This window comes from Ningiella algicola (genome assembly GCF_028401415.2).
GTDB lineage: Bacteria > Pseudomonadota > Gammaproteobacteria > Enterobacterales > Alteromonadaceae > Glaciecola.
On sequence record NZ_CP171821.2, the window covers coordinates 1066055 to 1089391 of the forward strand.

Annotated in this window: 17 protein-coding genes; 6 read left to right on the forward strand and 11 right to left on the reverse strand. The window is 44.7% G+C overall.

Translation table 11 applies throughout. The features are described from left to right. Positions 1–48: 48 nt before the first annotated feature. Positions 49–2166 (reverse strand): polyribonucleotide nucleotidyltransferase, encoded by a 2118-nt coding sequence (pnp, locus tag PN836_RS04760; protein WP_395344075.1) that lies wholly within the window; start codon positions 2164–2166, stop codon positions 49–51. A gap of 150 nt (positions 2167–2316) precedes the next feature. Next, the gene (gene nhaR / locus PN836_RS04765) at positions 2317–3219 is read right to left on the reverse strand and encodes a transcriptional activator NhaR (protein ID WP_395344077.1); all 903 of its coding nucleotides are present in this window, start codon (positions 3217–3219) and stop codon (positions 2317–2319) included. Positions 3220–3508: 289 nt separating this feature from the next. Between nhaR and PN836_RS04770 the strand changes: the two genes are divergently transcribed. From PN836_RS04770 to PN836_RS04785, 4 genes are all read left to right on the forward strand, one after another. Then, positions 3509–3844: an HPF/RaiA family ribosome-associated protein gene (locus PN836_RS04770; protein ID WP_395344079.1), complete on the forward strand. Its 336-nt coding sequence runs from the start codon at positions 3509–3511 to the stop codon at positions 3842–3844. Between the two features lie 149 nt (positions 3845–3993). Next, on the forward strand, positions 3994–4542 hold the full coding sequence (locus PN836_RS04775; protein ID WP_395344081.1) for a Slp family lipoprotein: 549 nt from the start codon (positions 3994–3996) through the stop codon (positions 4540–4542). 404 nt (positions 4543–4946) lie between these two features. After that, positions 4947–6005, forward strand: coding sequence for a cupredoxin domain-containing protein (locus tag PN836_RS04780; RefSeq protein WP_395344083.1), 1059 nt, complete (start codon positions 4947–4949; stop codon positions 6003–6005). Positions 6006–6040: 35 nt separating this feature from the next. Continuing rightward, complete coding sequence (locus tag PN836_RS04785) at positions 6041–8122, forward strand: protein kinase domain-containing protein (protein ID WP_395344085.1); 2082 nt, start codon at positions 6041–6043, stop codon at positions 8120–8122. 81 nt (positions 8123–8203) lie between these two features. Here PN836_RS04785 and PN836_RS04790 read toward each other — a convergent pair whose 3' ends face one another. The 9 genes from PN836_RS04790 to tssA form a co-directional block, all read right to left on the reverse strand. Next, positions 8204–9223, reverse strand: a complete 1020-nt coding sequence (locus tag PN836_RS04790; RefSeq protein ID WP_395344087.1) for a hypothetical protein — start codon at positions 9221–9223, stop codon at positions 8204–8206. A 177-nt stretch (positions 9224–9400) separates the two neighbouring features. Continuing rightward, positions 9401–12202 (reverse strand): type VI secretion system ATPase TssH, encoded by a 2802-nt coding sequence (gene tssH / locus PN836_RS04795; protein ID WP_395344089.1) that lies wholly within the window; start codon positions 12200–12202, stop codon positions 9401–9403. A gap of 23 nt (positions 12203–12225) precedes the next feature. Beyond that, positions 12226–13320, reverse strand: coding sequence for a type VI secretion system baseplate subunit TssG (gene tssG / locus PN836_RS04800; protein ID WP_395344091.1), 1095 nt, complete (start codon positions 13318–13320; stop codon positions 12226–12228). Then, positions 13284–15197 (reverse strand): type VI secretion system baseplate subunit TssF, encoded by a 1914-nt coding sequence (tssF, locus tag PN836_RS04805; RefSeq protein ID WP_395344093.1) that lies wholly within the window; start codon positions 15195–15197, stop codon positions 13284–13286. Before tssF ends, tssG begins: the two co-directional genes overlap by 37 nt. A 32-nt stretch (positions 15198–15229) precedes the next feature. Beyond that, on the reverse strand, positions 15230–15730 hold the full coding sequence (gene tssE / locus PN836_RS04810) for a type VI secretion system baseplate subunit TssE (protein ID WP_395344095.1): 501 nt from the start codon (positions 15728–15730) through the stop codon (positions 15230–15232). A 59-nt stretch (positions 15731–15789) separates the two neighbouring features. Further along, positions 15790–16272 carry an Hcp family type VI secretion system effector gene (locus PN836_RS04815; RefSeq protein WP_395344097.1) on the reverse strand — a complete coding sequence of 161 codons (483 nt, stop codon included), beginning with the start codon at positions 16270–16272 and terminating at the stop codon, positions 15790–15792. Between the two features lie 51 nt (positions 16273–16323). Next, positions 16324–17817 carry a type VI secretion system contractile sheath large subunit gene (gene tssC, locus PN836_RS04820; RefSeq protein WP_395344099.1) on the reverse strand — a complete coding sequence of 498 codons (1494 nt, stop codon included), beginning with the start codon at positions 17815–17817 and terminating at the stop codon, positions 16324–16326. Between the two features lie 2 nt (positions 17818–17819). After that, complete coding sequence (gene tssB / locus PN836_RS04825) at positions 17820–18338, reverse strand: type VI secretion system contractile sheath small subunit (protein WP_395344102.1); 519 nt, start codon at positions 18336–18338, stop codon at positions 17820–17822. Positions 18339–18449: 111 nt separating this feature from the next. Beyond that, positions 18450–19514, reverse strand: coding sequence for a type VI secretion system protein TssA (tssA, locus tag PN836_RS04830; RefSeq protein ID WP_395344105.1), 1065 nt, complete (start codon positions 19512–19514; stop codon positions 18450–18452). Positions 19515–19784: 270 nt separating this feature from the next. Between tssA and PN836_RS04835 the strand changes: the two genes are divergently transcribed. Both PN836_RS04835 and PN836_RS04840 read left to right on the forward strand, forming a co-directional pair. Then, positions 19785–21776, forward strand: a complete 1992-nt coding sequence (locus tag PN836_RS04835) for a type VI secretion system Vgr family protein (RefSeq protein ID WP_395344108.1) — start codon at positions 19785–19787, stop codon at positions 21774–21776. Between the two features lie 12 nt (positions 21777–21788). Beyond that, positions 21789–23336 carry a hypothetical protein gene (locus PN836_RS04840; RefSeq protein WP_395344110.1) on the forward strand — a complete coding sequence of 516 codons (1548 nt, stop codon included), beginning with the start codon at positions 21789–21791 and terminating at the stop codon, positions 23334–23336. Position 23337 lies beyond the last annotated feature (1 nt).

Below are 23337 nucleotides of genomic sequence, written 5' to 3' on the forward strand. Positions count from 1 at the left end.
TACGAATTTGATGGTGGGCCACGCAAATATGAAAGCGTGGCAATCAATCTATTCTTCGTCTGTACTTTCAGCAGGTGCTTGAGGCTTCTCTAGCGTCTCCTTAATGCTTAGACGAACACGATTTTGACGGTCAATTTCCATCACTTTCACATCTACCATCTGACCTTCAGACAAATGATCGGTCACTTTATTAACGCGCTCATGTGCGATTTGCGAAATGTGTACTAAACCCTCTTTACCAGGCAACACTTCCACAAAGGCACCAAAGTCAACAATACGCATAACTTTGCCGTTATACACTTTGCCCACTTCAACATCTGCTGTGACTTGAGAAATCTTGTCTATAGCGATATCGGCTTTTGCTTTTTCAGTCGCAAAGATTTTAATGGTGCCGTCATCTTCGATTTCAATATTGGTGTCAGACGCTTCTGTAATAGAACGAATGGTCGCCCCACCTTTACCAATTACGTCACGAATCTTGTCTTGATCCACTTTCATGGTGTAAATACGCGGCGCATATTCTGACATTTCGTCGCGATGGCCTGCGATGGCTTTATCCATAACACCAAGGATGTGCAAACGTGCTTCTTTTGCCTGCTTAAGCGCAATTTGCATTATCTCTTGAGTAATACCTTCAATCTTAATGTCCATTTGCAGCGCAGTGACACCTTCTGATGTACCTGCTACTTTAAAGTCCATATCGCCAAGGTGATCCTCATCACCCAGAATATCAGACAGAACAACGAAGTTATCATCAGACTTAACCAAGCCCATTGCAATCCCGGCAACAGAGGCTTTAATTGGCACACCTGCATCCATTAACGCTAGCGAGGTGCCGCAAACAGATGCCATTGAAGATGAGCCATTTGATTCAGTGATTTCAGATACAACACGCACGACATACGGGAATTCTTCAGCTGAAGGCATCACCGCTTGAATACCGCGTTTTGCTAATCGGCCATGGCCAATTTCGCGACGCTTTGGCGAACCAACAAAACCGGTTTCACCTACGCAGTATGGAGGGAAGTTATAGTGCAACATAAAGCGAGAATCCTGACGACCACTTAACTCATCAATCATCTGTGCGTCACGTTCTGTGCCAAGTGTGGCCACTACAATCGCTTGTGTTTCACCGCGTGTAAACAAAGCAGAGCCGTGTGTTCTTGGTAACAAACCCGTGGCAACATCAAGTGCACGTATGGTTTCTGGGTCACGCCCATCAATACGTTTTTCACCCGCTAAAATGCGCGAGCGAACCGCTTCACTTTCAAAGTCATGACACAAATCTGCAATTTCTTTTGCATCTAATGACTCATCGTCTGCGGTTAAATCAGCAATAGTTTTTTCAGTCACTGCATTTACTGCGTCTTTACGTTCTAACTTATCAGAAATTTGATATGCCGAAACCATAGCGTCAAAGGCCGCCGCTTTTACTTTTTCTTTAAGTTCGGTATTTTCTTCTGGCGCCTGCCAGTCCCATGAGGGGGTATTTACTTCAGTGGCAAATTCTTTGATTGCATTGATAACCGCTTGTGATTGCTCATGGCCGTACATTACCGCGCCTAGCATCACGTCTTCGGCAAGTACATCCGCTTCTGATTCAACCATCAACACTGCGCTTTCAGTGCCGGCTACCACTAAGTCAAGTTGACTGCTTTCCAGCTCAGATGCGCGTGTATTAAGCACGTACTCATCATTAATGTAACCAACACGCGCTGCACCAACTGGACCGTTAAACGGCAAACCAGAAATCGCAAGCGCAGCTGAGGTGCCAATTAAGGAAATGATGTCTGTTGGAATTTCGGGATTCGCAGATACTACGGTAATAATGATTTGTACTTCATTCTTAAAGCCATCAGGAAACAAAGGTCTGATTGGACGGTCGATTAAACGCGCAATGAGAGTTTCGTTCTCAGAAGGGCGACCTTCACGCTTAAAGAATCCGCCCGGGATTTTGCCCGCTGCGTAGGTTTTTTCTTGATAATTTACCGTTAATGGAAAAAAGCTCTGCTCGGCATTCGCTTCTTTTTTACCAACGACAGATACCAATACACAAGTATCGTCCATGCTAGCCATCACGGCTGCGGTAGCTTGTCTGGCGATTACACCAGTTTCTAAGGTGACAGTATGCTGACCATACTGAAATGATTTTGTAATAGGAGTCACACTCTATCCTTCAATTATTTGATTTTATGCTTTTTATCGCGCGCATAGTATAGCGGTAGTTGTATGGGAATACTACGGAAATGAAAATTACTCTCATAAATCGTTTTTCGACAATTAAATGAGTTGGAAATGTATATTTTGTACTTAAGCCTATTTGAAAATAACGTCTCTCGCAGTGCTGCAAACCGCGGCAACAGCGGGATGTGTTACCTTTCTCTCTGCTGAAATTGCATAGAATTTTTGCTTGATATCACTCAATCTGCCGATGCACTCTAATCCAAAAGTTTCACGCACTTCACTTTCGATGATGCTGGGCATAAAAAATATTCCAAGACCTGCCTTACCAAACGATTTCATTAAGGCGCTATCATCATACTGTCCTCGAATAAGCGGAAAAATATTTTCTTCAAGACACCATTTGTCGAAAAGCTGCCTAATTGCATACTGTTTTGTCGGCAGCAAAACGGGTGCTTGGTCGAGGCACTGCGGAAAAGGCGTCTTAAGCTGTGAAGCAAGTTCAGGTGAAGCAAAAAACGAAAGTTCTGATTGCCCCAAATAATGGTTGTAAGCCTTTATGCTAAATGCGCTTGATAAGGGCGTGTCGGTAAGCACCATGTCGACTTCATGAACGGCAAGTTCACCAAGAATCGTTTCAACCGGCCCCTCTCGGCACATCAAGCTTATGTCTTGGGAAATATTTAGAGCTGGCTCAAGAATTTTATACACAATTGTCTTTGGCAGAGCGCTAGCCGCACTTACGATAAATTCAGATGTGCCAACGACCGGTGCGCCTCTTAGAACATCAGAGAGTTCTTTTCCCAATTCAAAAATGTCATCTGCATATCTGAGTACAAGCCGACCCGTTTCTGTTAGGCGAAGGCGGCGCCCCACGCGATCAAACAGTGGTTGCCCAATACGCTCTTCCAACATGCTTAACTGACCACTGATAGTCTGTGGCGTAATAAATAACTTATCTGCTGCTCGAGCAATGCTACCCTCGGTTGCGACAACCCAAAAGTAATGGAGGTGTTTATAATTTAAATTATCAGCCATTGCCAGTTTAAAACTCCTGGGTTTTGTTGCTGTTGGAGTATGTGGCGTAAAACTTTGTTGCCACGCGTAATCCTCAGTTTTTCCGATAACCTTATATACATATATTCGAATTTAATCGTTCACTTTTAATTGCTAACGTTCGAAATGTGGAGATTTATTGATCTCAAGGTCTAATAATCTTGCAACTTATCGCGCACTATCGCCACCAGAAGGTCTTATGACTAACGGATGATGGGTGTTATTAAGTGTTTTTATGCTGTCTACTAAAATCCTAGAAGGTTGTATCACGATGGAATTTTCAATAACACACACCGATCTCGTCTTAACTGCATCACAGCAAGAGATGATTGATGAGCGTATAGCCTTATCACTTTCGCGGTTTGCGTCTATCGTATCGGGTTGTGAATTAAGCATACGCGAGAGTAATGGTCCCAACGCTGCTGTAATTGAGTGTTCCATCAGCGTCGGCTTACAATCCGGTCATTCAATATCAATAGAGGATAATGGACATAAGCTGGAGTCAGCGATTGCGCAGTGTGTTCAGCGCTGCAAACGTGCTATTGAACGCCATCTCAAGCACAAGCGAGTCCCTCGATTGCGCAGCGCTTCAAGCGCGAGAGCGTGACTTTCTTAAAATTCTTAATAGGTCGTGAAACCCTCTAGCCCCAGCGGTTTCCATAAGCGAGCGGCACGAGTAAGCTAAATAATATTGCGAAATTTCGCACAATCGTCTAGTTTTAATACAGTTACCTAACTTAATGCGTGGTTTATTACATGAATCTTGTGAATACCAAACCCACCTTCTACAAAATCCTCTCTCATTGTTGTGCGTTAGTCATCGTAGGCACGTTAACGTTTGGTTGTGCAGGTATTCCTGCAAATATCGCTGTCAACAATGAAGAAAGCCTGCTGGATTTTAAGGACTTGATGCAAACGCCAGTTGAAACACTTGAGTTGGGCGCAGAAGTTCGATGGGCTGGCTTAGTCGTAGCGGTCGAGCAAAGAGATGAATTCGCCGAACTCGAGGTCATGTATTTGGAACAAAATGCGAATGCCGCCCCAAAACAAGGGACTGAATTTAAAGGCAGATTCAAAGCTTATATGAGCGTTGAGGATGCAAAGGATATACGTAAGCTAAATTATGTAACGGTGGTCGGGAAACTAGGCGCGGCAAAATCTGGGCTGGTTAATAACAAGCTTTACACCTACCCAACAATGCAAGTTGACGAGCACTTTGTTTGGTACGACCACGAGCGACGAGGGCCATATTTATTGCTTTTATCAGACCCAAATCCTGATCGATTTTGCTGTCAGGGTGACTAAGTCCTAACTATCCATTTGGTGCCCATTGCAAATATGGGTACCCTATTCCATTCTAAGCAACCCATTTTCATATGACCGACTTAATGGCATTCACCATTCTCTTGGTCTGAGTTACGATTCACACCCTTCAAAAATTCTCTAAATCCTTGCAACTATTCAAAACAAAGCGACGTAAATTGGCATTATAAGAGCAATCTGAAATAGCTTCTGTTGTTTTCATTTTAGATACCGACGATCACCGTTATCGCTTTCAGAGCCTATCTCCAGATTATAAAATGTTGAGTACACAAAAGGTATATACCGTCGATTTACATACCAAACGTGTTCAGCCACCAGACCCAAATCTGCGCACCTCAGACTATTGAGCAAATTAGTATTTACCGAACCTTTAAGGACGTCTTTTTGTGAAAAATATCATCAATATCAGTCTCAAACTATGCCTCTTAATTGCAGTCTTCACTCTAAGTGCATGCGCTACGCTTTACAACATCCCCGGATTAGATCGCATCATTCCAAATACAAGTAAAGCACAAGTTGGTCCGGTCAAAAATGAACAGGGTGAAATCATTCAAGGCACCGAGACAGGTGTGATTCTTGACGTTCCATTGCCCAACGAGCGTATCTCAAAAACGATTGAAGACGATAACGTAACAGCAAACAATATGGCCACCAAAGCAAGTATTCCATCACGCCCCGCGCCTACCGTTAATACTCCTATTCAAGAAGAACCTCGTATTGCAGACACTCCACTTAGGGATAAACCAGCTAGCATCGAAAGACCCCTTGCAGAAAAAGCCCCTGTTAGTGTCCCAAGTCCCAGCCCAGCACTTGGCAGCATTTCTGGCAAGGTGACATTGCTTGCGAGTACGGGTGCTATTTCACCCGAGGGCGTTATCGTGCGCATAAAACGAAAAGACGGTACCGCATTAGCCACTAACGCTCGAAGCACCGTCCACAACATGGACATGACCGATAAAGTCTATACACCCGGCAACATGATTATCCGCAAAGGAGATACCGTCAATTTTGTTAATAATGACGAAATTCAGCATAACGTCTTTTCTTCTACGGGCGAGAATGCGTTCGATTTGGGCACCTTTGGAAGCGGTTTGCAAAGGGCGGTCAGACTAAATGAAGAAGGTGTGGTAAAAGTCTATTGCAACATCCACCCCAATATGGCCGCCTACGTTGCGGTTGACGATGAGGGCATATCTCAAGTGCTTGCGACCGATGAAGGAAGCGAAGAAGGAAGTTTTGAGTTCAGCAACTTACCAATGGGCGACTACATAATTAATCTTTGGAGTATCCGAGGTACGCAGTCGCAAGAAGTCAGCATTACCAACAGTGATACGGTCTCCTTAGACATTCAATTTGATACGAGAAATTATGAAGCCCCCGAGCGCCTTAATAAATTTGGCGAAGATTACAATGAGGCACGCAGCGTGCGACGGGAATTCTATTAATGAAACGCCATATAGACAACGTGGAGCACTAGCAAATGAAGTGGTTCTTCAGTATTCGAACGAAACTTTTCGCCTTTGTCTTTTTGGCGTTCTTGACATTTTTGAGCCTTATTTATTGGCAAATAGGAGCGAAATCTGATCAAGTATCCAATGACGTCATCGAACGTTCTTTAGTGCAGTCGAACCAAATACTTCAAACCAGAATAGAGAGTCGTTTCAAATTTATCTCTGAAATCGCATACGGTATTGCTCGAGATGGTCGCGTTCTGCCCTTAGTATCTGATCAAGCCTCTTTAACGCTTCAAGATTTGAGTTTGGAATATGTGGAAGTATACGACTTTGACATCCTCTTCTTTCTCAATGCGAATGGACGCATTCTTGCGCGCGCAGATGATGAAAATGCAGTAGGCATAAACCTGGCAGGCAGAAGCGCGTTGTTTGACGATGCCTTAAATGGAGAGCTCAGCCTCGGCTTTATTTCGAGCAAAGGCAAACTGATGCAAACCATTGCGGCACCGATATTTGACAATGTTGCAAAAGACCTGGTCAAAGGTGTTGTGGTGCTTGCCTATGATTTATCTCACGATACTGCACAAGAAATTGTCGCGTTAACACAAAGCCAGATAGGTTTTTTTAGTTTTTCTCGGGACAATGAAGGCAACATCGATGGCATTGAATTAAGTTATATGTCTGATGATTCGCTGTCACAATCAAAAATGACCTATTTTTCAGAGCAGCCAAATGCTTGGAAAACGATTCTTGAATCAGCGTCTGATACCCTTCGTATGGAATTTTTGGTCGATGGACAGTTGCAGCACAGTGTGTTTCGACGCATCAATAGCAAAGATGGCACCCCCTTGGGATTTGTTGTCGCAATAAGATCTGCCGAAGAATTAAAGCGGCCGTTTAAAGAGATTCAACATGCTTTACTGATGATTGGCGCAAGCGGGTTAGTCTTAGCTTCACTGATTGCTTTGTTGATGGCGCTAACGATGAGCCGTCCAATTATTCGCCTTGTAGACATAACCAAACAGATCCAGGCTGGCTTGTATCCTGAAATTGATAATAACAAACGCTCAAAAGATGAGATTGGAAGTCTTCAAAACGCCTTAGTAAAGATGAGCCAAAGTCTAAAAGAAAAAGCGGAGTATGAAGCTTATTTGGCCGAATTAGCGACAGAAATTGAGGCCGACAACAGTCTTAAACTGCAAAATCCTGAAGCTTTGAGCCAAAGTAATCAATCTCTTTCAAATACCAGTCAAGGGTTGAATAAGGTCATTGGGGAACGATATCAACTGTTATCTCAATTAGGCTCCGGCACAATGGGGGTCGTCTATCTTGCCCAAGATTTAGATTTACACGAAAAAGTTGCCATTAAAGTCATGCAGAAAGCGTTTTTTGAAGGCATTGAGGGCTTAAATGTTAAGGAAGAAATTCGACTTGCACGTAAAATCACTCATCGTAATATTGTGCGCACTTTCGACTTTGGCTCTAACGAAGATGAAATCTTTATTACCATGGAGTATGTGCAAGGTTATGATTTGGGTCGATTGATCAAGAAAAAGGGCGCACTTGATATCTCCACCGGCCTGGCGATTAGCAAGCAAATTTGCTCAGCGATGATTGCCGCCCATCAAATTGGCGTCATTCACAGAGACCTTAAGCCTGGTAATATGATCATCAATCGGCAAGGGATATTAAAGGTGATGGATTTTGGCTTGGCCATGCAGGTGACCACCCCCACCTTCGATGACGACGATATGTCTGACGAAACACAAATTCTAACTGAGGCCAACACGCCAATTATGGGCACACCAAGATTTATGGCGCCCGAACAGTTTTCAGTATCATCTAGTTTAGATGAGCGCACCGACATATATGCAATTGGCGTGATCATGTTTACTATCTTTAACGGCACACCGCCCTTTTCTGGCAACAGTTTTCAGCAATTGGCCTATAAACATTGTAACGAGAATGTTCCTGAAATAAATGGACGTGAAAATGCCATACCTGAAGCTTTGCAAGCCATTATTCGCAAAGCTCTTGCGAAAGATCCTGAAGACAGATTCCAATCGGTACGAGCGCTGTTTGATCAGATATTTGCGCTTGATGTGTAGCTTTTTACCCTCTCGTGTATCTGCACTCCATGACCGGCTAATCCCAACCACCGAAGGGACACTCGTCGAGGCTTAGGCTGATTAAGTGATCGCTAGATTGTGAAAATAAAAGCTGTCAGGATGCATTTCTTGGTACTCATAAGACAACAAACTTGAGAGTGAATTTCGCGGCTGAGTGATCAAATGAGCCTGAGGGCCATTTCGCAGCATACCTACAGAATCCAGAGATTGCATTAGCACTGCACCTACAGGAAGCGTTGGCAGGGGTGGTGCACTCAGGCCGCTCACACTAGAATCTGCACTAGACGGCAATGAGCGAATTGATGCAGGCCGCGCTGATGCTAGCGAAGCATTGTCCTGGTAGTCATCTGCATTTACAAAATTAGAATTAAGTGCGTTGAGTAAGGGCGTAGGCGGCCGGTAACTTGCACCAACTTGCACGGTTGCAAGCGACTTTGCGTACTTTATAAGTTCCAAGACCTGAGCATTCGTTTCTACCCCAAACGCAGAACTCACAAAATCTATATACTGTTTAAAGTGCATTCTTGAAAAATAGTCTTGCTGATGACACACCAAGTACTTTGTCGCCAGACCTGCTATAGCGGTGCCCGTTCGGCCTTGACCATATCCGCAGTAGAACAAAAATGCACCACAGTCTTTGCGCCGCTGAATAATGTTGTCGATCATTTGATGGTCGTTTAAATCAAGTGCGGTGTAATCCTGTTTAGGAAAATGGAAATACTCAATATGATTAACATTAAGATGCGCCTTTGAAATCGGTGCTAGTATCGCGCGATTCAGGCTAATAACCGTTTTAATACCATTGCGCATAATGTACTGCAGTTGCTCATGAGAAATAGTGTGGTTCTCGTCTTTGCCAACCGACCTATTGTAGTTAGGCTGAGCACAGCGCGCTATTCGAAGACCTCGGGTTTGTACCCATTGGAAATTTCTAAGGGGCTTACGTTTTTTAACCATAAACTTCGGGAGAATTCTATAACCCATTTTGTCTTGGTAAGGTGTGATTCCAAAATCATTTGGCAAACTTGCTAATAACTGTTTTACAAAACTCGGGTTGTCCGCAGGTAGTCTTCTTGGCACAAGCCGTCTCCAATACGTAAATTATGCTTCAGACCTAAATGTGTCTGGATACAAGCAGGTATAAATATTTACGCCAGAAAAAGGCGATTTGTTGCACTTGAAGGCTTAATTTGACCTCGTGAGATTCCGATGATGCTAATCAACTTAGTCTTTTGTCACACCCTAATTAACGATGCTTCAATCACTTAAATCATATACAAAGTCATCATCCACAATCTCTACTGCTACTTTACTTAAGGTTTCACCGACGAGCATTCTGTTGAGCATTTGACGGCTTAGTTCTGGCAACAAGGTGTTTGTCAGAATGCTATCAATCATCCGGCCGCCGCTTTCCAGCTCATTGCAGCGGCTAACCACTTGATTGACCACTGAGTCAGAATATTCAAAATCAACCTCTCGCTCACTCTCAATACGCGCCTTGATGCGGTCCAACTGCAGACGTGTTATTTGCTGGATCATCTGATTTGAAAGCGGGAAATATGGAATAGAGACTATACGCCCGAGCAACGCCGCCGGAAATACATTCAGCTGAGGCTCTCGAATAGCTTGAGTCAGCGTGTCAATGGACGGCATGTTTTCTGAATTGGCGCACAAACGCATTACTTCGTTGCTGCCCACATTCGAAGTCAACAGAATGAGCGTATTTTTAAAATCGATGCTGCGCCCTTCCCCATCTTCCATTACACCTTTATCGAATACTTGGAAGAAAATTTCGTGCACATCAGGATGCGCCTTTTCCACCTCATCTAATAGCACAACTGAATGTGGTTTTCGTCGAACAGCTTCGGTTAAAATACCTCCCTCGCCGTATCCAACGTAGCCCGGAGGCGCGCCTTTTAAGGTCGAAACCGTGTGCGCTTCTTGAAACTCACTCATATTAATTGTGATCACATTTTGTTCGCCACCATAAAGGCTCTCGGCAAGGGTAAGCGCCGTTTCGGTTTTACCGGTGCCCGAGGGGCCGCAAAGCATAAATACACCCACGGGTTTGTTTGGGTTATCAAGACCCGCTCTTGAGGTTTGAATGCGCCTGGCTATAGTCTCCATCGCATGATCTTGACCGATTACGCGTTGTTTCATGGTTTCTGCAAGGTTTAACACATTTGCAATCTCGTCACTCACCATTTTGCCAAGTGGAATGCCTGTCCAGTCAGAAACCACAGCGGCAACTGCTTGCTCATCGCATACCGGCAACACCAGTGGACAGTCGCCTTGATATTCATCCAACGTTGCGTATAAACGAGCAATGTTTTGCTGTAAAGACTCGATTGAGAGGAGTTCATCGCCAGCAGGTGCTGATTCATCCTCGTCAACGATTGTGTCAGAAGCGGCGTTTAGTTTTTCATCTACTGTTGGTTTTTCATCTGCGCTATCGTTAGTATCTTCAGAATCTTCACTAGCAGCGCCGTTGAACTTTTCGCTTGCTTCGCTAAGTCGCTTGCGAAGCGTTTGCTTTGCTTGAATTAGTTCGCTAACCACTCGCTTCTCATTTTCCCAATTCGCTAGCAACTCTGTTTCAAGCTGCTTGGCAGTTTCAAGCTCTTCATCGATTTTTTGCAATCGCGTTTGATGCTCTAAACCGGCTGCTTGTTCACCTTCCAAGACCTTTTGCTCTTTTTGCAAATTCACAATGTCTTGTTTGCAGTCTTCAAGCCGAGCGGGCGTTGCATATTGACTCACTGCCACTCTGGCGGCGGCAGTGTCGAGCAGACTGACTGCTTTATCTGGGAGTTGTCGCGCCGGAATGTAGCGATGCGAAAGCTTCACAGCTGATTCAATTGCCGAATCCAAGACATCCACTTTATGATGTTTTTCCAGCATATCGCCGATGTTACGCAACATGAGAATCGCCTTTTCTTCGCTTGGCTCTTCTACTTTCACGACTTGGAAGCGTCGAGTTAATGCGGGGTCTTTTTCAATGTGTTTTTTGTACTCAGCCCAAGTAGTTGCACCGATGGTTCTGAGTTCACCGCGAGCCAAAGCAGGTTTAAGCAAATTGGCCGCATCGCCCGTTCCAGCGGCGCCGCCAGCCCCTACCAAAGTGTGGGTCTCATCGATAAACATAATGATGGGTTTTGTGGACGCTTTCACCTCTTCAATGACTTGCTTAAGGCGATTCTCAAATTCGCCTTTCATGCTGGCACCGGCTTGCAGTAAACCAATATCTAAACTGAGCAATCGGAGCCCTTTTAAGGATGGCGGCACGTCGCCTTTGTTGATCCGATGAGCAAAACCTTCAACAACGGCAGTTTTTCCTACCCCGGCTTCGCCGGTTAATATCGGATTGTTTTGTCTGCGACGCATCAGAATGTCAGTAAGCTGTCGAATTTCTTCATCTCTACCAATAATTGGATCTAACTTTCCATCGCTCGCTTGTTGCGTTAAATCACTCGTATACTGACTTAAGGCTTCTTGTTTGCCCATAGTTGCGGGCGACATTGCCTGGCTCGCTTGGCCAGGCGATGCTTGCGCTGAGCTACCGTCGCTAGCGCTCAAATCGTCTTCACTTGAGCCTGCAACAATACTGTGTAAATTATCGCTCAAGTCGTCTAATTTAATCTTAGAAAACTCGCCCGACATGTTAAGCAAAGCACTTTTAAGCTGACGCGTTTGCAGCATGCCCAAAATCACATATGCCATACGCACTTTAGTATCGCCATAGGCCAATGAGCCATATACCCATGCTCGTTCGACAGCATCTTCAATATGGCTTGATAAATCTGAGATTGAGCTGGCACCTTTTGGCAAAGACTCTAGGGCGTTTGTAATATCTTTTGCCAGGATCGAAGCGTCGATATCAAAGTGATTGACAATTTTATGTATGTCCGAATCTTGAAGCTGAAGAATTTGCGCAAACCAATGCGTTAGTTCAACGTAGGGATTTCCCCTCAGTTTGCAAAGCACCGTCGCGCTTTCTACTGCTTTGAATGCCAAAGTATTGAGCTTGCCGAATAAATTTACCCTGCTTATTTCAGCCATGAAGTTTCCCCTATAAATGTTTGTTAGCAAGCATATTGATAAGCAATGATTGCACGCTTCTCGTTTAGTTGGTCTGCGGTTTCGTCTGATGACTTTTGTTGATTTGAAGTGAGCCATGCAGTGGAACCCAATGCGCTTTTACCCAATGCGCAGTTGGGTATCTCGTGTTTTAACAGGCGCAATTTAAATGTGAATGAAAACTCACTGCCTACGTGACGCCGAACCATGTTTCGCATTTCTTTAAAATAATGAGCTTTGTTGAGTAATAACAAGTAGTTTTGGTAAGTAAGCGGACCAATCAAAATCGAAAAATTATAGCTACGCTGAAAAACCCGCTCACCAATCACGCTGCTTATCCCTAAGCTTACATTGCTGCCTCCTAAACGACACTCTGCACCCTCTGGCAAGGCATACCAATCCCCCTCAAATTCTTGAACATAGACTTCTTGTTGCAAATACTCGCTTAACAATTGACATAAGGTGCCAGAGCTTCTGCTCTTATTGCTAAACAGGCCTGAGAGAAAACTATCGATATTGGCGGGCTTGTGTAAGAACGCTGTTTTGGGTGTCTTATTCGCTTTATTGGACGCCGCTGTATTAGATGCGGCTTTGTTCGATTTTAAAAGTGCACCTGAGAAAGTGCTAACTGCTTTTGAAAAATGATCATGCTGAGGGTGATCATGACTCACACAAGGCTGTGAAACTGACCATGAGCGGTAAAACAAGGATAAAAAGCGATGGTGAAAAATATCGCAAAATTCTGTTAAGGTTTTATCGTTATACCGGTAGTTTCGTTCTAAGGCATATTCACTTAAATGCAAGGGCAATGGTCCGTTTATGCCGAACATACCTAGATAGACGTTTTTCAATTTGTATACCGTTGATGCCTTTTGCTGAACTACTTCACTGAACGCTGAAGCATGAAAGTGCATAACTGGGGTCTGCCCTAAGCGCAATGGATCCTGTTTGAGCGATACCGAATATCCAATACGCTCATGCATCGGAGAGTTTGCATCGATATAGCGCAACAGTGGCTCAAAGCCTTCACTATGAAGCGCTTGCGGGTTCGCAGCAAGTGCCTCTAAATAGCTTTGTGAGAGCCGATTCTGACTGGCCATTGATGAATCTCTGTATTGTTAGCATTGACTAAGACGAGTTTTGAGAATGAGTTTATCCCAACAAATTGGGCGAAAAACTGATCAAGCACCATGCCTAACATAAATGCGCTGCTGCCCTCAAAAGCATTTTCGTCGAGACTTATTCGAATTTCCAGGCCACGAGCAAAACAGGTGGGTCCGGGCATAGGCAGTCTGTCAGTAATCTGCTTAACTTCCATATCAACCAGTCCGTCTATTTGTTTGCGCTGGGTAAAGTTTTTCTTGTCACTCATTAGCATCAATAGTCGCTGTAGCGCACCCAATGCTTCTTCTTTTTGATCACAGCTAAAACCCAAAAAATTGATGGATAGTAGATTAATTAAGTCCCAAGCTTCTTTGCCATCGTTTAAGGGCGCAAGCGGCCGCGTCGGCTCGCCAACACAGCGCACCGACGAACACGGTATGCCCGTTTCAATTGTAAAATCGGTCTTACCTTTACCTAAAGGCATCATCAGCGGCAGATCTCGATTGCTGCAAAGTGTTTCAATACTTAACTGCTGCAGCTCATCTGGATACGGGGCAAGTTTCGGGTCTACAATTGACACAAATAATTCGCTGCCAATGTAGCTGGAGCGATGACCAAACTTTCGGCCATTTGCACTTAAGTTTCTGCCGCCTCGATGGCTTGTGTAAAATCCGCCACTTTGCGTTTCTTTGGATGTTTGAGAGGACATTATTTCATTGCTGTAGTGATGACTATAAAGCGGTAATAATTGGCTTTTTTGGTCAACTGAATTTCCAAAGCCTTTTACATCCCTTATCGCACACACCTCAAAATCCATTGGCCTTAGCCTGTCTGGCACAACATGAAATTCATGGGTCTTATGGCTTAGGTTTATCCTCTCCGCTCGCTTAGCAAAAAGGTTTATCGCAGGGGTACAGTGCAAAGCAAAGTTCTCTTCACTGACTAAATTTTCAAGCCGGTCGTCACTGTGGTCTAACAGCAGCAGCAATTCGACCTTGTTGTCGTTACATAACTTAAGGCTTGAACGAATGTTGTTAAGATGTAAAAACAGTAGGCGCGTCGGAAATACGAAATATTCGCGAAGTAAGCGAAAGCCATCAAATTGACGATTGCAGTACGGAAGTAGAGCTTCGCTTTTATCGAAACCGCCAGTCGTCAACTCAGTGGCCTCTTGACTTTCTCGCCACAAAGCGTCACCTGCTTTATACATCAGAGCGATAAATCCTTTGTACATTGCCTCAAACAAATATGCGGGGAAGGACTCCGTCCCGCGCAAGTGTAGACTCAGTGTATCCATTTCAAGTGCCGAAAATCCCATTCCGGGAGGCATTTCCAAGACCAGTTTTACGGCCGCCTTTGCCGGTTTAACCTTAGAAAATTTAGAGTGCGATAAAGCATCGCTAATGGAACTAAGTTCTTGTGCATTTAGATACTGTGCGTGAGCAATATTTACAGGCCACATTGTGACATCTTGCACGGTCTTGTACTCACATGGCGTTAGTTCATCTTTTCCTAACTGACTGAACAAGGACGTCCCTTTTTCCACGGTCACGCCCGTTAGCAAGCTACCCTCTTCAAAATCAGGATTGAATTGCGCAATTAAGGATGACGGAATGGGCTGCAAAAATGTGGGAAATAGGAGGTTAAGAAGATGCTGAGTAAACTCTGGAAACGATGCATCAAGCTTGCGATGGACTCGGGCAGATAAAAATGCGAAACCTTCAAGGAGTCTTTCTACGTAAGGGTCAGAACAATCAAAGCCTTCTAGCCCTAAACGACCGGCGATTTTTGGATATTCTTTAGCAAACTCAGAACCTGATTCACGAACAAATTTTAGCTCCTGATTATACAACTCCAGAAATTTAGCATCCATTTATGGCTTCTCCACCTGTTGATTCCTCTGCCTTAGTGCCATTGTCGAATCGACACATGGCCGTTTTCGATATCAACATCGGTTTGTAAATAGAGCTGTAAAGGGAGCGGTTGAGCCCAAAGGTCAGCGCTAATCTCAAACGACAGGGTGTGACTACTCATTTCTTCGTTCGCTACCTTAACTTTTACGCTTAAGGTATGCGGAATAATGCGTGCTTCATAGCGTTTGATGGATTTCACTATTTCACGCTCTAAACGTTTGGTATTGAGTGATTTTATGTTTGAGCCAGATAAATCAGGGATCCCATAGTTAAGGGTTGAACTTTGAATCTGCGGATAGTCATCAAAATCCGTATTTGTCGAAGACGCCACCGTATTGAGAAGCCATGCCAAATCACGTTGTACCAGTTCTTTTAAACGAGAAACTGAAATCACGCGCTTGTCTCTAGACTCACTCTTTTTGTGTGGTTCATCGTCTGTTAAACGGTCTAGCAAAGACAGTTGCAAACGTTCTTTTTGAGAGAGCTCTGGCATCTATTTATCCTAAGCGGCAAACAGGAAAAGCGGGCCACTCAAGAGCGACCCTTCACTATCTACTTCTTGACGTTTTGTGGAATGTTGAATCCAAAGTCAATTTTAGCTGCACCAGTACCGTCTTCTTTCTGTGGTACATAGGTAACTTTAAATTCAGCAAAGTTAAGTGTGAAGCTATCGGTCAGCAAATCTTCGCCACCTGACCCACCCGTTGAGTAAGATGTGATGAATACCTTCTTAAGCTCTATAACAATGTACTCAAGCGGCTTACCGCCAGCTTTTCTCACCACTAACTTCGCTTTGTCGACATGGTCTCCAGTAGCGATGTATTCCATTAAGGTCACTGAAGACTTATCCACGTATTTGGTGATGCTAATATCTTGGATATTCGCTTTGCCTACACCCCCACCAGAGGCAACGTGACTACTGGACTGTTGTGACATTCCCCAGCTCCAGGACAATACATCGATATCGCCTTTGTACTTTTTATCCTGAGACTCGCCCTTGATTTTGTCTAACTCTAAAAACATATCTACAGCCATGTGATTCTCCTTATAAGATAAATGGCAAATTAATAATTAACTGCGCTTGAACTAGCCATTTCCGGCTGGTAATTTTGATACCAATCTTAAGGACGCAGTCAGCCCTTCAAGTTGGTAATGGGGTTTCAAAAAGAATTTGGCGTTGTAATAACCAGGCGAACCTTCCACCTCTTCAACCTCGACACCAGCACCGGCTAAAGGCTTGCGTGATTTTGTCTCTTCGCTAGACGTCGCTGGGGCACCATCCACATAATCATTGATCCACTCTTGCAGCCACTTTTGCATGTCGGTTTGTGACTTAAATGAGCCGACTTTATCCCGCACGATACATTTCAGATAATGCGCAAAACGTGTAGTGGCGAACAAGTATGGTAATCGCGCCGAAAGTGCTGCATTTGCGGTTGCATCCGGGTTGTCATACACCGCAGGCTTTTGCAGGGTCTGAGCGCCAATGAATGCAGCTAAGTCACTGTTTTTTCTGTGAATGAGCGGCATTAAACCACAGGATGACAACTCGGCTTCACGACGGTCGCTAATGGCAACCTCTGTTGGGCACTTCATGTCGACGCCACCGTCATCACTTGGGAAGGTATGCACTGGCAAACCTTCTACCGCGCCGCCTGATTCAATTCCTCGGATGCGTGAACACCAGCCGTATTCTTTAAATGAACGATTGATATTTACCGCCATTGAGAATGCCGCATTCGTCCATGTGTATTTGGAACCATCTGGACCACTGACATCTTCTTCAAAATTAAACGCTTCAACGGGATCAGTCTTTTCGCCATACGGCAAACGAGACAGCACTTTTGGCATAGTAAGCGCGATATACTTGGCATCTTCGGTATCACGTAGTGACCTAAAAGAAGCATAATCTGGAGTTGAGAATACTTTTGTCAGATCCCTGGGGTTGCTCAGCTCACTCCAACTGTCCATTTGCAAAAGCTGAGGTGAGGCTGCGCTCAAAAATGGGGAATGAGATGCCGCACAGACTTTAGACATTTCGGTGAGCAAATTGACGTCCGACGGACTGTTATCAAAATAATAATCGCCCACAATGGAACCGAATGGTTCACCACCGAATTGGCCATATTCTTCTTCATAAAACTTTTTGAATACCGGACTTTGATCCCACGCAGTACCTGCAAACTTCTTCAAGTTTTTGCCCAATTCCTTTTTAGAGATATTGAAGACTTTTACTTTTAAAAATTCGTCCGTTTCCGTGTTGTTCACGAGGTAATGCAGGCCTCGCCAGCTGCCTTCGAGTTTCTGAAAATCCTCTTGATGCAGTATTTCATTGACTTGATCGCTCATCTTTTTGTCAATCTCTGCAATAATTGCTTCGATAGAATGCACAGTGTCTTCAGAAATTTTATTGACGTTTTCCAGTGCAAAACCGGCTAAGGTATTCACTGCTTTTTCTACTTCGGATTTTGCATGCTCTGACTTTGGCTTAAACTCTTTTTGTAAAAGCGATGCAAAGCTATCGGAATCTAGGCTTGCTAAGCCCTCGTCTGCACTAATTTCAGTTTGATTATCAGCCATGATTACGCGTCCTCTGATGCAGTGTCGGTGTCTTCAGCTTTTGGCGCTGAGCTCAAGGTTTCAAGTAATGCCGGGTCGGACAATACCTTCGCAATCAATTGTTCAGCACCCTCTTTACCATCCATATACGTCACCAAATTTTGTAGTTGTGTGCGCGCTTCTAAAAGCTGCTTAAGACCATCTGTATTTCTTGCGACTGCTTCGGGTGAAAAGTCGTCTATGCTTTCAAAGGTCATCTCCACCGGCAAGTTGCCTTCGCCTGTGAGTTTATTTGGCACACTAAACTGAACGCGAGGCTTTGTTGCCTTGAGTCGCTCGTCAAAATTATCAACGTCTATTTCAACGATTTTACGCTCAGAAATGGGCGGTAAGGGCTCGCTTGGATTACCACTTAAGTCCGACATAACCCCCATAACAAAGGGAAGTTGGACTTTCTTTTCTGCGCCGTAAAGCTCTACGTCGTATTCGATTTGCACTCTGGGCGCTCTATTTTTTGAAACAAATTTCTGACCACTAGACACTGTGTATCTCCTTTTTACTTAAAATCGTTTGTTGCGTTAAATCATGCATGAAACGCGCTTACATACTGTTGTCTTCTTATTCAATGCATGAATGACTAAACAGCGCGCGCTCTACCACTCATCATCTTCTTTCTCTTCCCCGTCAGGGTCGATACCGGCAAGTTGCTGTACCGCCGGTAAAGCATCGGGGTAAATATCTTGAACAATCGTTAAAAAGTCCGCATGAACCAACTTAATGGCTCTGTTGACCAAAACAGGCAGTGGGCTAGACGGCTCATACAGCGAGTAATACTCATTGATTAAATTCAAGCATCGCTCAACATCTTCGCGTGATTGAATTGCCCCTATCTTGGACGCTTTCGATGATGCTTTACCTTGAGCAAGACCAGGACTAGATTCGTCATCGCCTTGCCCTTCGCCTTCAACATCACCGTGCGACCGTGATTCAGATTCGTTAAACAAATCAGAATAGTTTTCTAAAGCCGTCTTCAAACTCTCTAGCAGGGCAACGATGGTAGTAAAATCAACCGTATACTCGTGACCTGCGTTGTCTACAAAACAACTGTTAATGTCCTCTAAACTCTCTAAGCTATACGCCAGCGCATCGTGGAAAAGTTGCAACTGCTCGGTATTTATTTCTCGAAAAATCGCCTTTAGCTGGCTCACGCTTAAGCTTGCGTCGTCGGTTTTAGCCTCTGCCAATTCAATGTCTGCCAAGGTGATATCGCCCACACCTTTTACATTGGCCAGCGAGCTGTTTTTAAGGCTTGTGGTAATAAATGGGTGGTTCAGGTTAGAGAAGCTTGCGACTCTTTCCAAAGGGTCATTATCATCTTCATCCAGCAATGGATAGACTTCTTCCCACTGTTTTCTGAGCAAGCGTGAGAGCGCTTGGATACACTGTGAAAAGGGAACGAGACCTTTTGTGTTGAGCACGCTTTGCGCGAGTATGCAGATTAGCTTGAGATCTTTCGTCTGCTCCAAAAACACCAAAGCTTGTTTTTCAATCTCGTGCCAATCTGGTGGCTCTGCATCAATCGTGTTTTCACCGTCATATCGCTCTGGAGTGCCTTGGGCCGTAAAGAAAAAATTCTGAAAGGCAGCGTCATCCTCTAGGTTTTCACCGCAATAACGTTCGTCAGAAATAGGCTCTAATAGGGTCTCGAGATAATCCACTGATACTCATCCTTTCGGCGCTGGGCAATGAGCATCTAGACTCATTTGCATTCACTTCATATCTCACATTACGGCGCCTTTAGCAGGGAAGTTGCGGGACCATTAAAAATATTGTTGAAAGATTGTTAGCGCTGCCCGAGTAATAAAAAAGAGTAATAATCGAAGCACCGTGTGCAACATTTTCCAGATGCATGGCGTAGTGCTTTTAAACAAATGGCGCTCGTGTTTTGCGCGCCATCATAAGTTCCTGTTCGCTTGAAGGTGGCATTAATGGCAGATGAAAAACATCTTGTATCGCTTATCTCTCCGCTTGAGGATGGTCTACTTGTATTGCGACAAGCTAAGTTCACTGAATCGCTGGGTAATCCTTTTGAGATTGAGATTGAGCTACTTAGCAAGAATGAAAATATTGCTATGGATGAGCTGCTTGGCAAAAAGATGACACTTAGCATCGAAACACAAAGCAACACACGCTTTTTTAACGGCATCATCACCGCGTTTTCGCAGCGTGAAAATTTGAAACGAAATGCTGTCTACGTCGCTACGCTAAGACCTTGGGTTTGGCTACTTAGCCTGTCGCAGCACTGTAGAATATTCCAGCAAAAAACCTATCCCGAAATTATCAAATCCATATTCAGCGAAGTAGGTTTTACGGATTTTCAAGACAATCTCAGCGGGAAGTACCCTAAACAAGACTATGTGGTGCAGTTTAATGAGAGTGACTTTAACTTTGCCACCCGCATCATGCAGCAGGAGGGTATTTTCTACACTTTTGAGCACAGCATGAGCAAACACACTTTGATTATGCACGATGATAACGCAAGACTGGATGATGTGAGGGATGTGCCTTACGTTGAGCTGCATGATGACGCAAATTACTCGGAAGATGAAGGGATTCGAAAATGGGAAAGTGAACACAACATTAAATCTGGAAGCTTCTCTTTATCGAGTTTTGATTTTGAATTGCCAAGCAAAAATTTAAGTGTAAGTACAAAAGACCCGCAAGTGAAAAGTGCAACATCCTTACAGAGGTTTGCCTATGAGGGGCGACATAAGCAGCGTAAAGATGGCGAACACTATACCAAGCTGCTTATGGAGCAAGAAAACGCAAATTACACTCAAATACGATTTTCGGGCAATCAGCGCAATATCAGTTGTGGTAGCAAGTTTTCTTTAGTCAAACATGCCAGAGAGGATCAAAACGCTCAATATCTGGTGACGACTTACCAGTGCACGCTTCGTTCTGGGAATTTAGCCAATGAAGACGATGGTAATGAAAAAAACATCTACGAATTCACAGCAACGGCCATGCCCGCAAAAATGGCCTTTAGACCAGAGCAAAGCATTGCCAAACAAAAAATGAGCGGCACGCAAACCGCAACCGTGGTGGGCAAAAAAAATGAAGAAATATGGACTGACAAATATGGCCGTATCAAAGTTAAGTTCCATTGGGATGAGCTCTCTTCAGGTGATGAGGAAAGCTCTTGTTGGATAAGAGTATCCCAATCAATGTCGGGCAAAAATTGGGGCAGTATCTATATACCCAGAGTGGGTCAAGAAGTGTTGGTAGACTTTTTAGAGGGCGACCCTGACCAACCTATTGTGGTTGGCTGCATTTATAACGGTTCGAACATGCCACCCTATCCTTTACCAAACCACTCGACGATGTCGGGATTTCGTTCTCGCAGTACAAAAAATACAGGCACCTTTAACGAGATACGCTTTGAAGACAAACAAGGCGAAGAACAAATCTTCATTCATGCAGCAAAAAATCATGATGTTTCCGTTACCCACGATGCGTTTGAAACCGTTGGCAAAGACCGCCATCTAACCATAAATCAAGATCAGCACACCAAAGTACAAAACCACCGCTTTGAGAGTATTGGTGGTGACAAAGTCCAAAAAATCGGCAAGGACTTTAATTTATTGGTTGAAGGTAAAGAGGCTAAAGAAGTTCGACAGGCCCTTTCTTTAAGTGTGAAAGGCAATGGCAGTGAAGACTATGAAGGCAGCCTCAGTATAAACGCAGATAAAGACACCTATATAAAGTCAAACAACATTTGCTTGGAGGCCAGCGATAATCTAACAATCAAGGTAGGTGGTTCATTTATCGCGATTGAGAGAGGCGGCATTACCATCAGTTCACCTGGCAACATCATGGTGGATTCAAAATCTGCACTTACCTTAGACGCGGGTGCTAGCGTCGACATATCTTCTGATGGCCCAGCAAGCATGAAAGGCGCTTCGGTCAAAATCAATTGATGGGGTACTCAAATGGAACCAAAAGTCGGAAAGCTCATTAAAACCATCATGCCTACTTTTCCAGAAGAGGTCTTTCCAGCAGATAGCCATATTTTGAAAGACGCGATGGCAAACAAGCAACAGCAGCTGGTGGACAAAATGGGGAAGTATGGAGCACTCAAACCGCCGCCTGCGAATCTGGCAGCCATGTCAGGTGCACTTTTGTCTGCCCAAGGAATGAGTGCGCCTGACTTACTAGCTACTGACAGCCTACAGTTAAATGACATGCAGAGTCTTTCTGCTTCATCGTTTGCGCCAAAGGGTTTCACACCACAAAGTGCAATAACGGCAGGAATGACAGCCTTGGGTTTAGGTGGATTAAGCACACTAGCCAATGGCGTTTTACCGAGTGTGGAACAACTTGGTATTAGCCAAAGTTTAGCCGGTTTGGGCCTCTCACCCGAACTTGCAGCTGGCATGACGCCCGAAGGACTTTTGGCCGCGGGTGTATCTCCAGAGCTAGCTGCGAAAATGAAGCCTGAACAATTAAGTTCACTGACGAATTTAACAGAGGGCATGGCGCCGAATGCGATGCTTACCAAGGCTGGGATATCTGCTGAGCAGCTTGCTGCTGCGGGTATTCCTCCAGAGTTCACAGCTAAGATGACACCAGAACAGCTTGCCGCCGCTGGCATACCGCCTGAAATGGCAGTCAAATTGACACCCGAACAGCTTGCCGCCGCTGGCATACCGCCTGAAATGGCAGCCAAATTGACACCCGAACAGCTTGCCGCCGCTGGCATACCGCCTGAAATGGCAGCCAAATTGACACCCGAACAGCTTGCAGCCGCTGGCATATCGCCTGAAATGGCAGCTAAATTGACGCCTGAACAGCTTGCCGCCGCTGGCATTTCACCTGAAATGGCAGCTAAAATGACGTCCGAACAGCTTGCCGCCGCTGGCATTTCACCTGAAATGGCAGCTAAAATAACGCCCGAACAGCTTGCCGCCGCTGGAATATCGCCTGAAATGGCAGCTAAATTGACACCTGAACAGCTTATCGCCGCTGGCATACCGCCTGAAATGGCATCTAAAATGACACCTGAACAGACTGCCGCCGCGAGTGTTTCACCAGAAGTTGCAGCAAAGCTAATGCCTGAAAGCGGTGCGTCAAATGAATCGATTGTTGCATCAGCCCCTCCAACATCACCAAATGTGGCTGCATCAAGCCAGCCGAGTTCATCTGCAGACTTAGGCGCAGCCGCTTCGGCAGCTTCAAGCGTAGCATTGGCAGTTTCAAAATATTCAGCTCAGGCTTCAAACGATAACGATAGCGATAGCGATGGCAACAGCAGCGTAACGGACAGCGGCGCTAGCAAGTCTGCAACTGCTGGGGGAAGCAGTATTGTGCTGTTTGACGAGCTTGATAATCCTATCTGTGGACAAAAATACGAAGTCATTCTGCCTGATGGAAAATCAATCAAAGGCTCAACAGATGAAAATGGCGTCGCAAGCTTTCCTATGCCATTACCTGCTGAATCGTCGCTTTGCCTGCCTGGAATAGATCACAATGCCTGGTGAT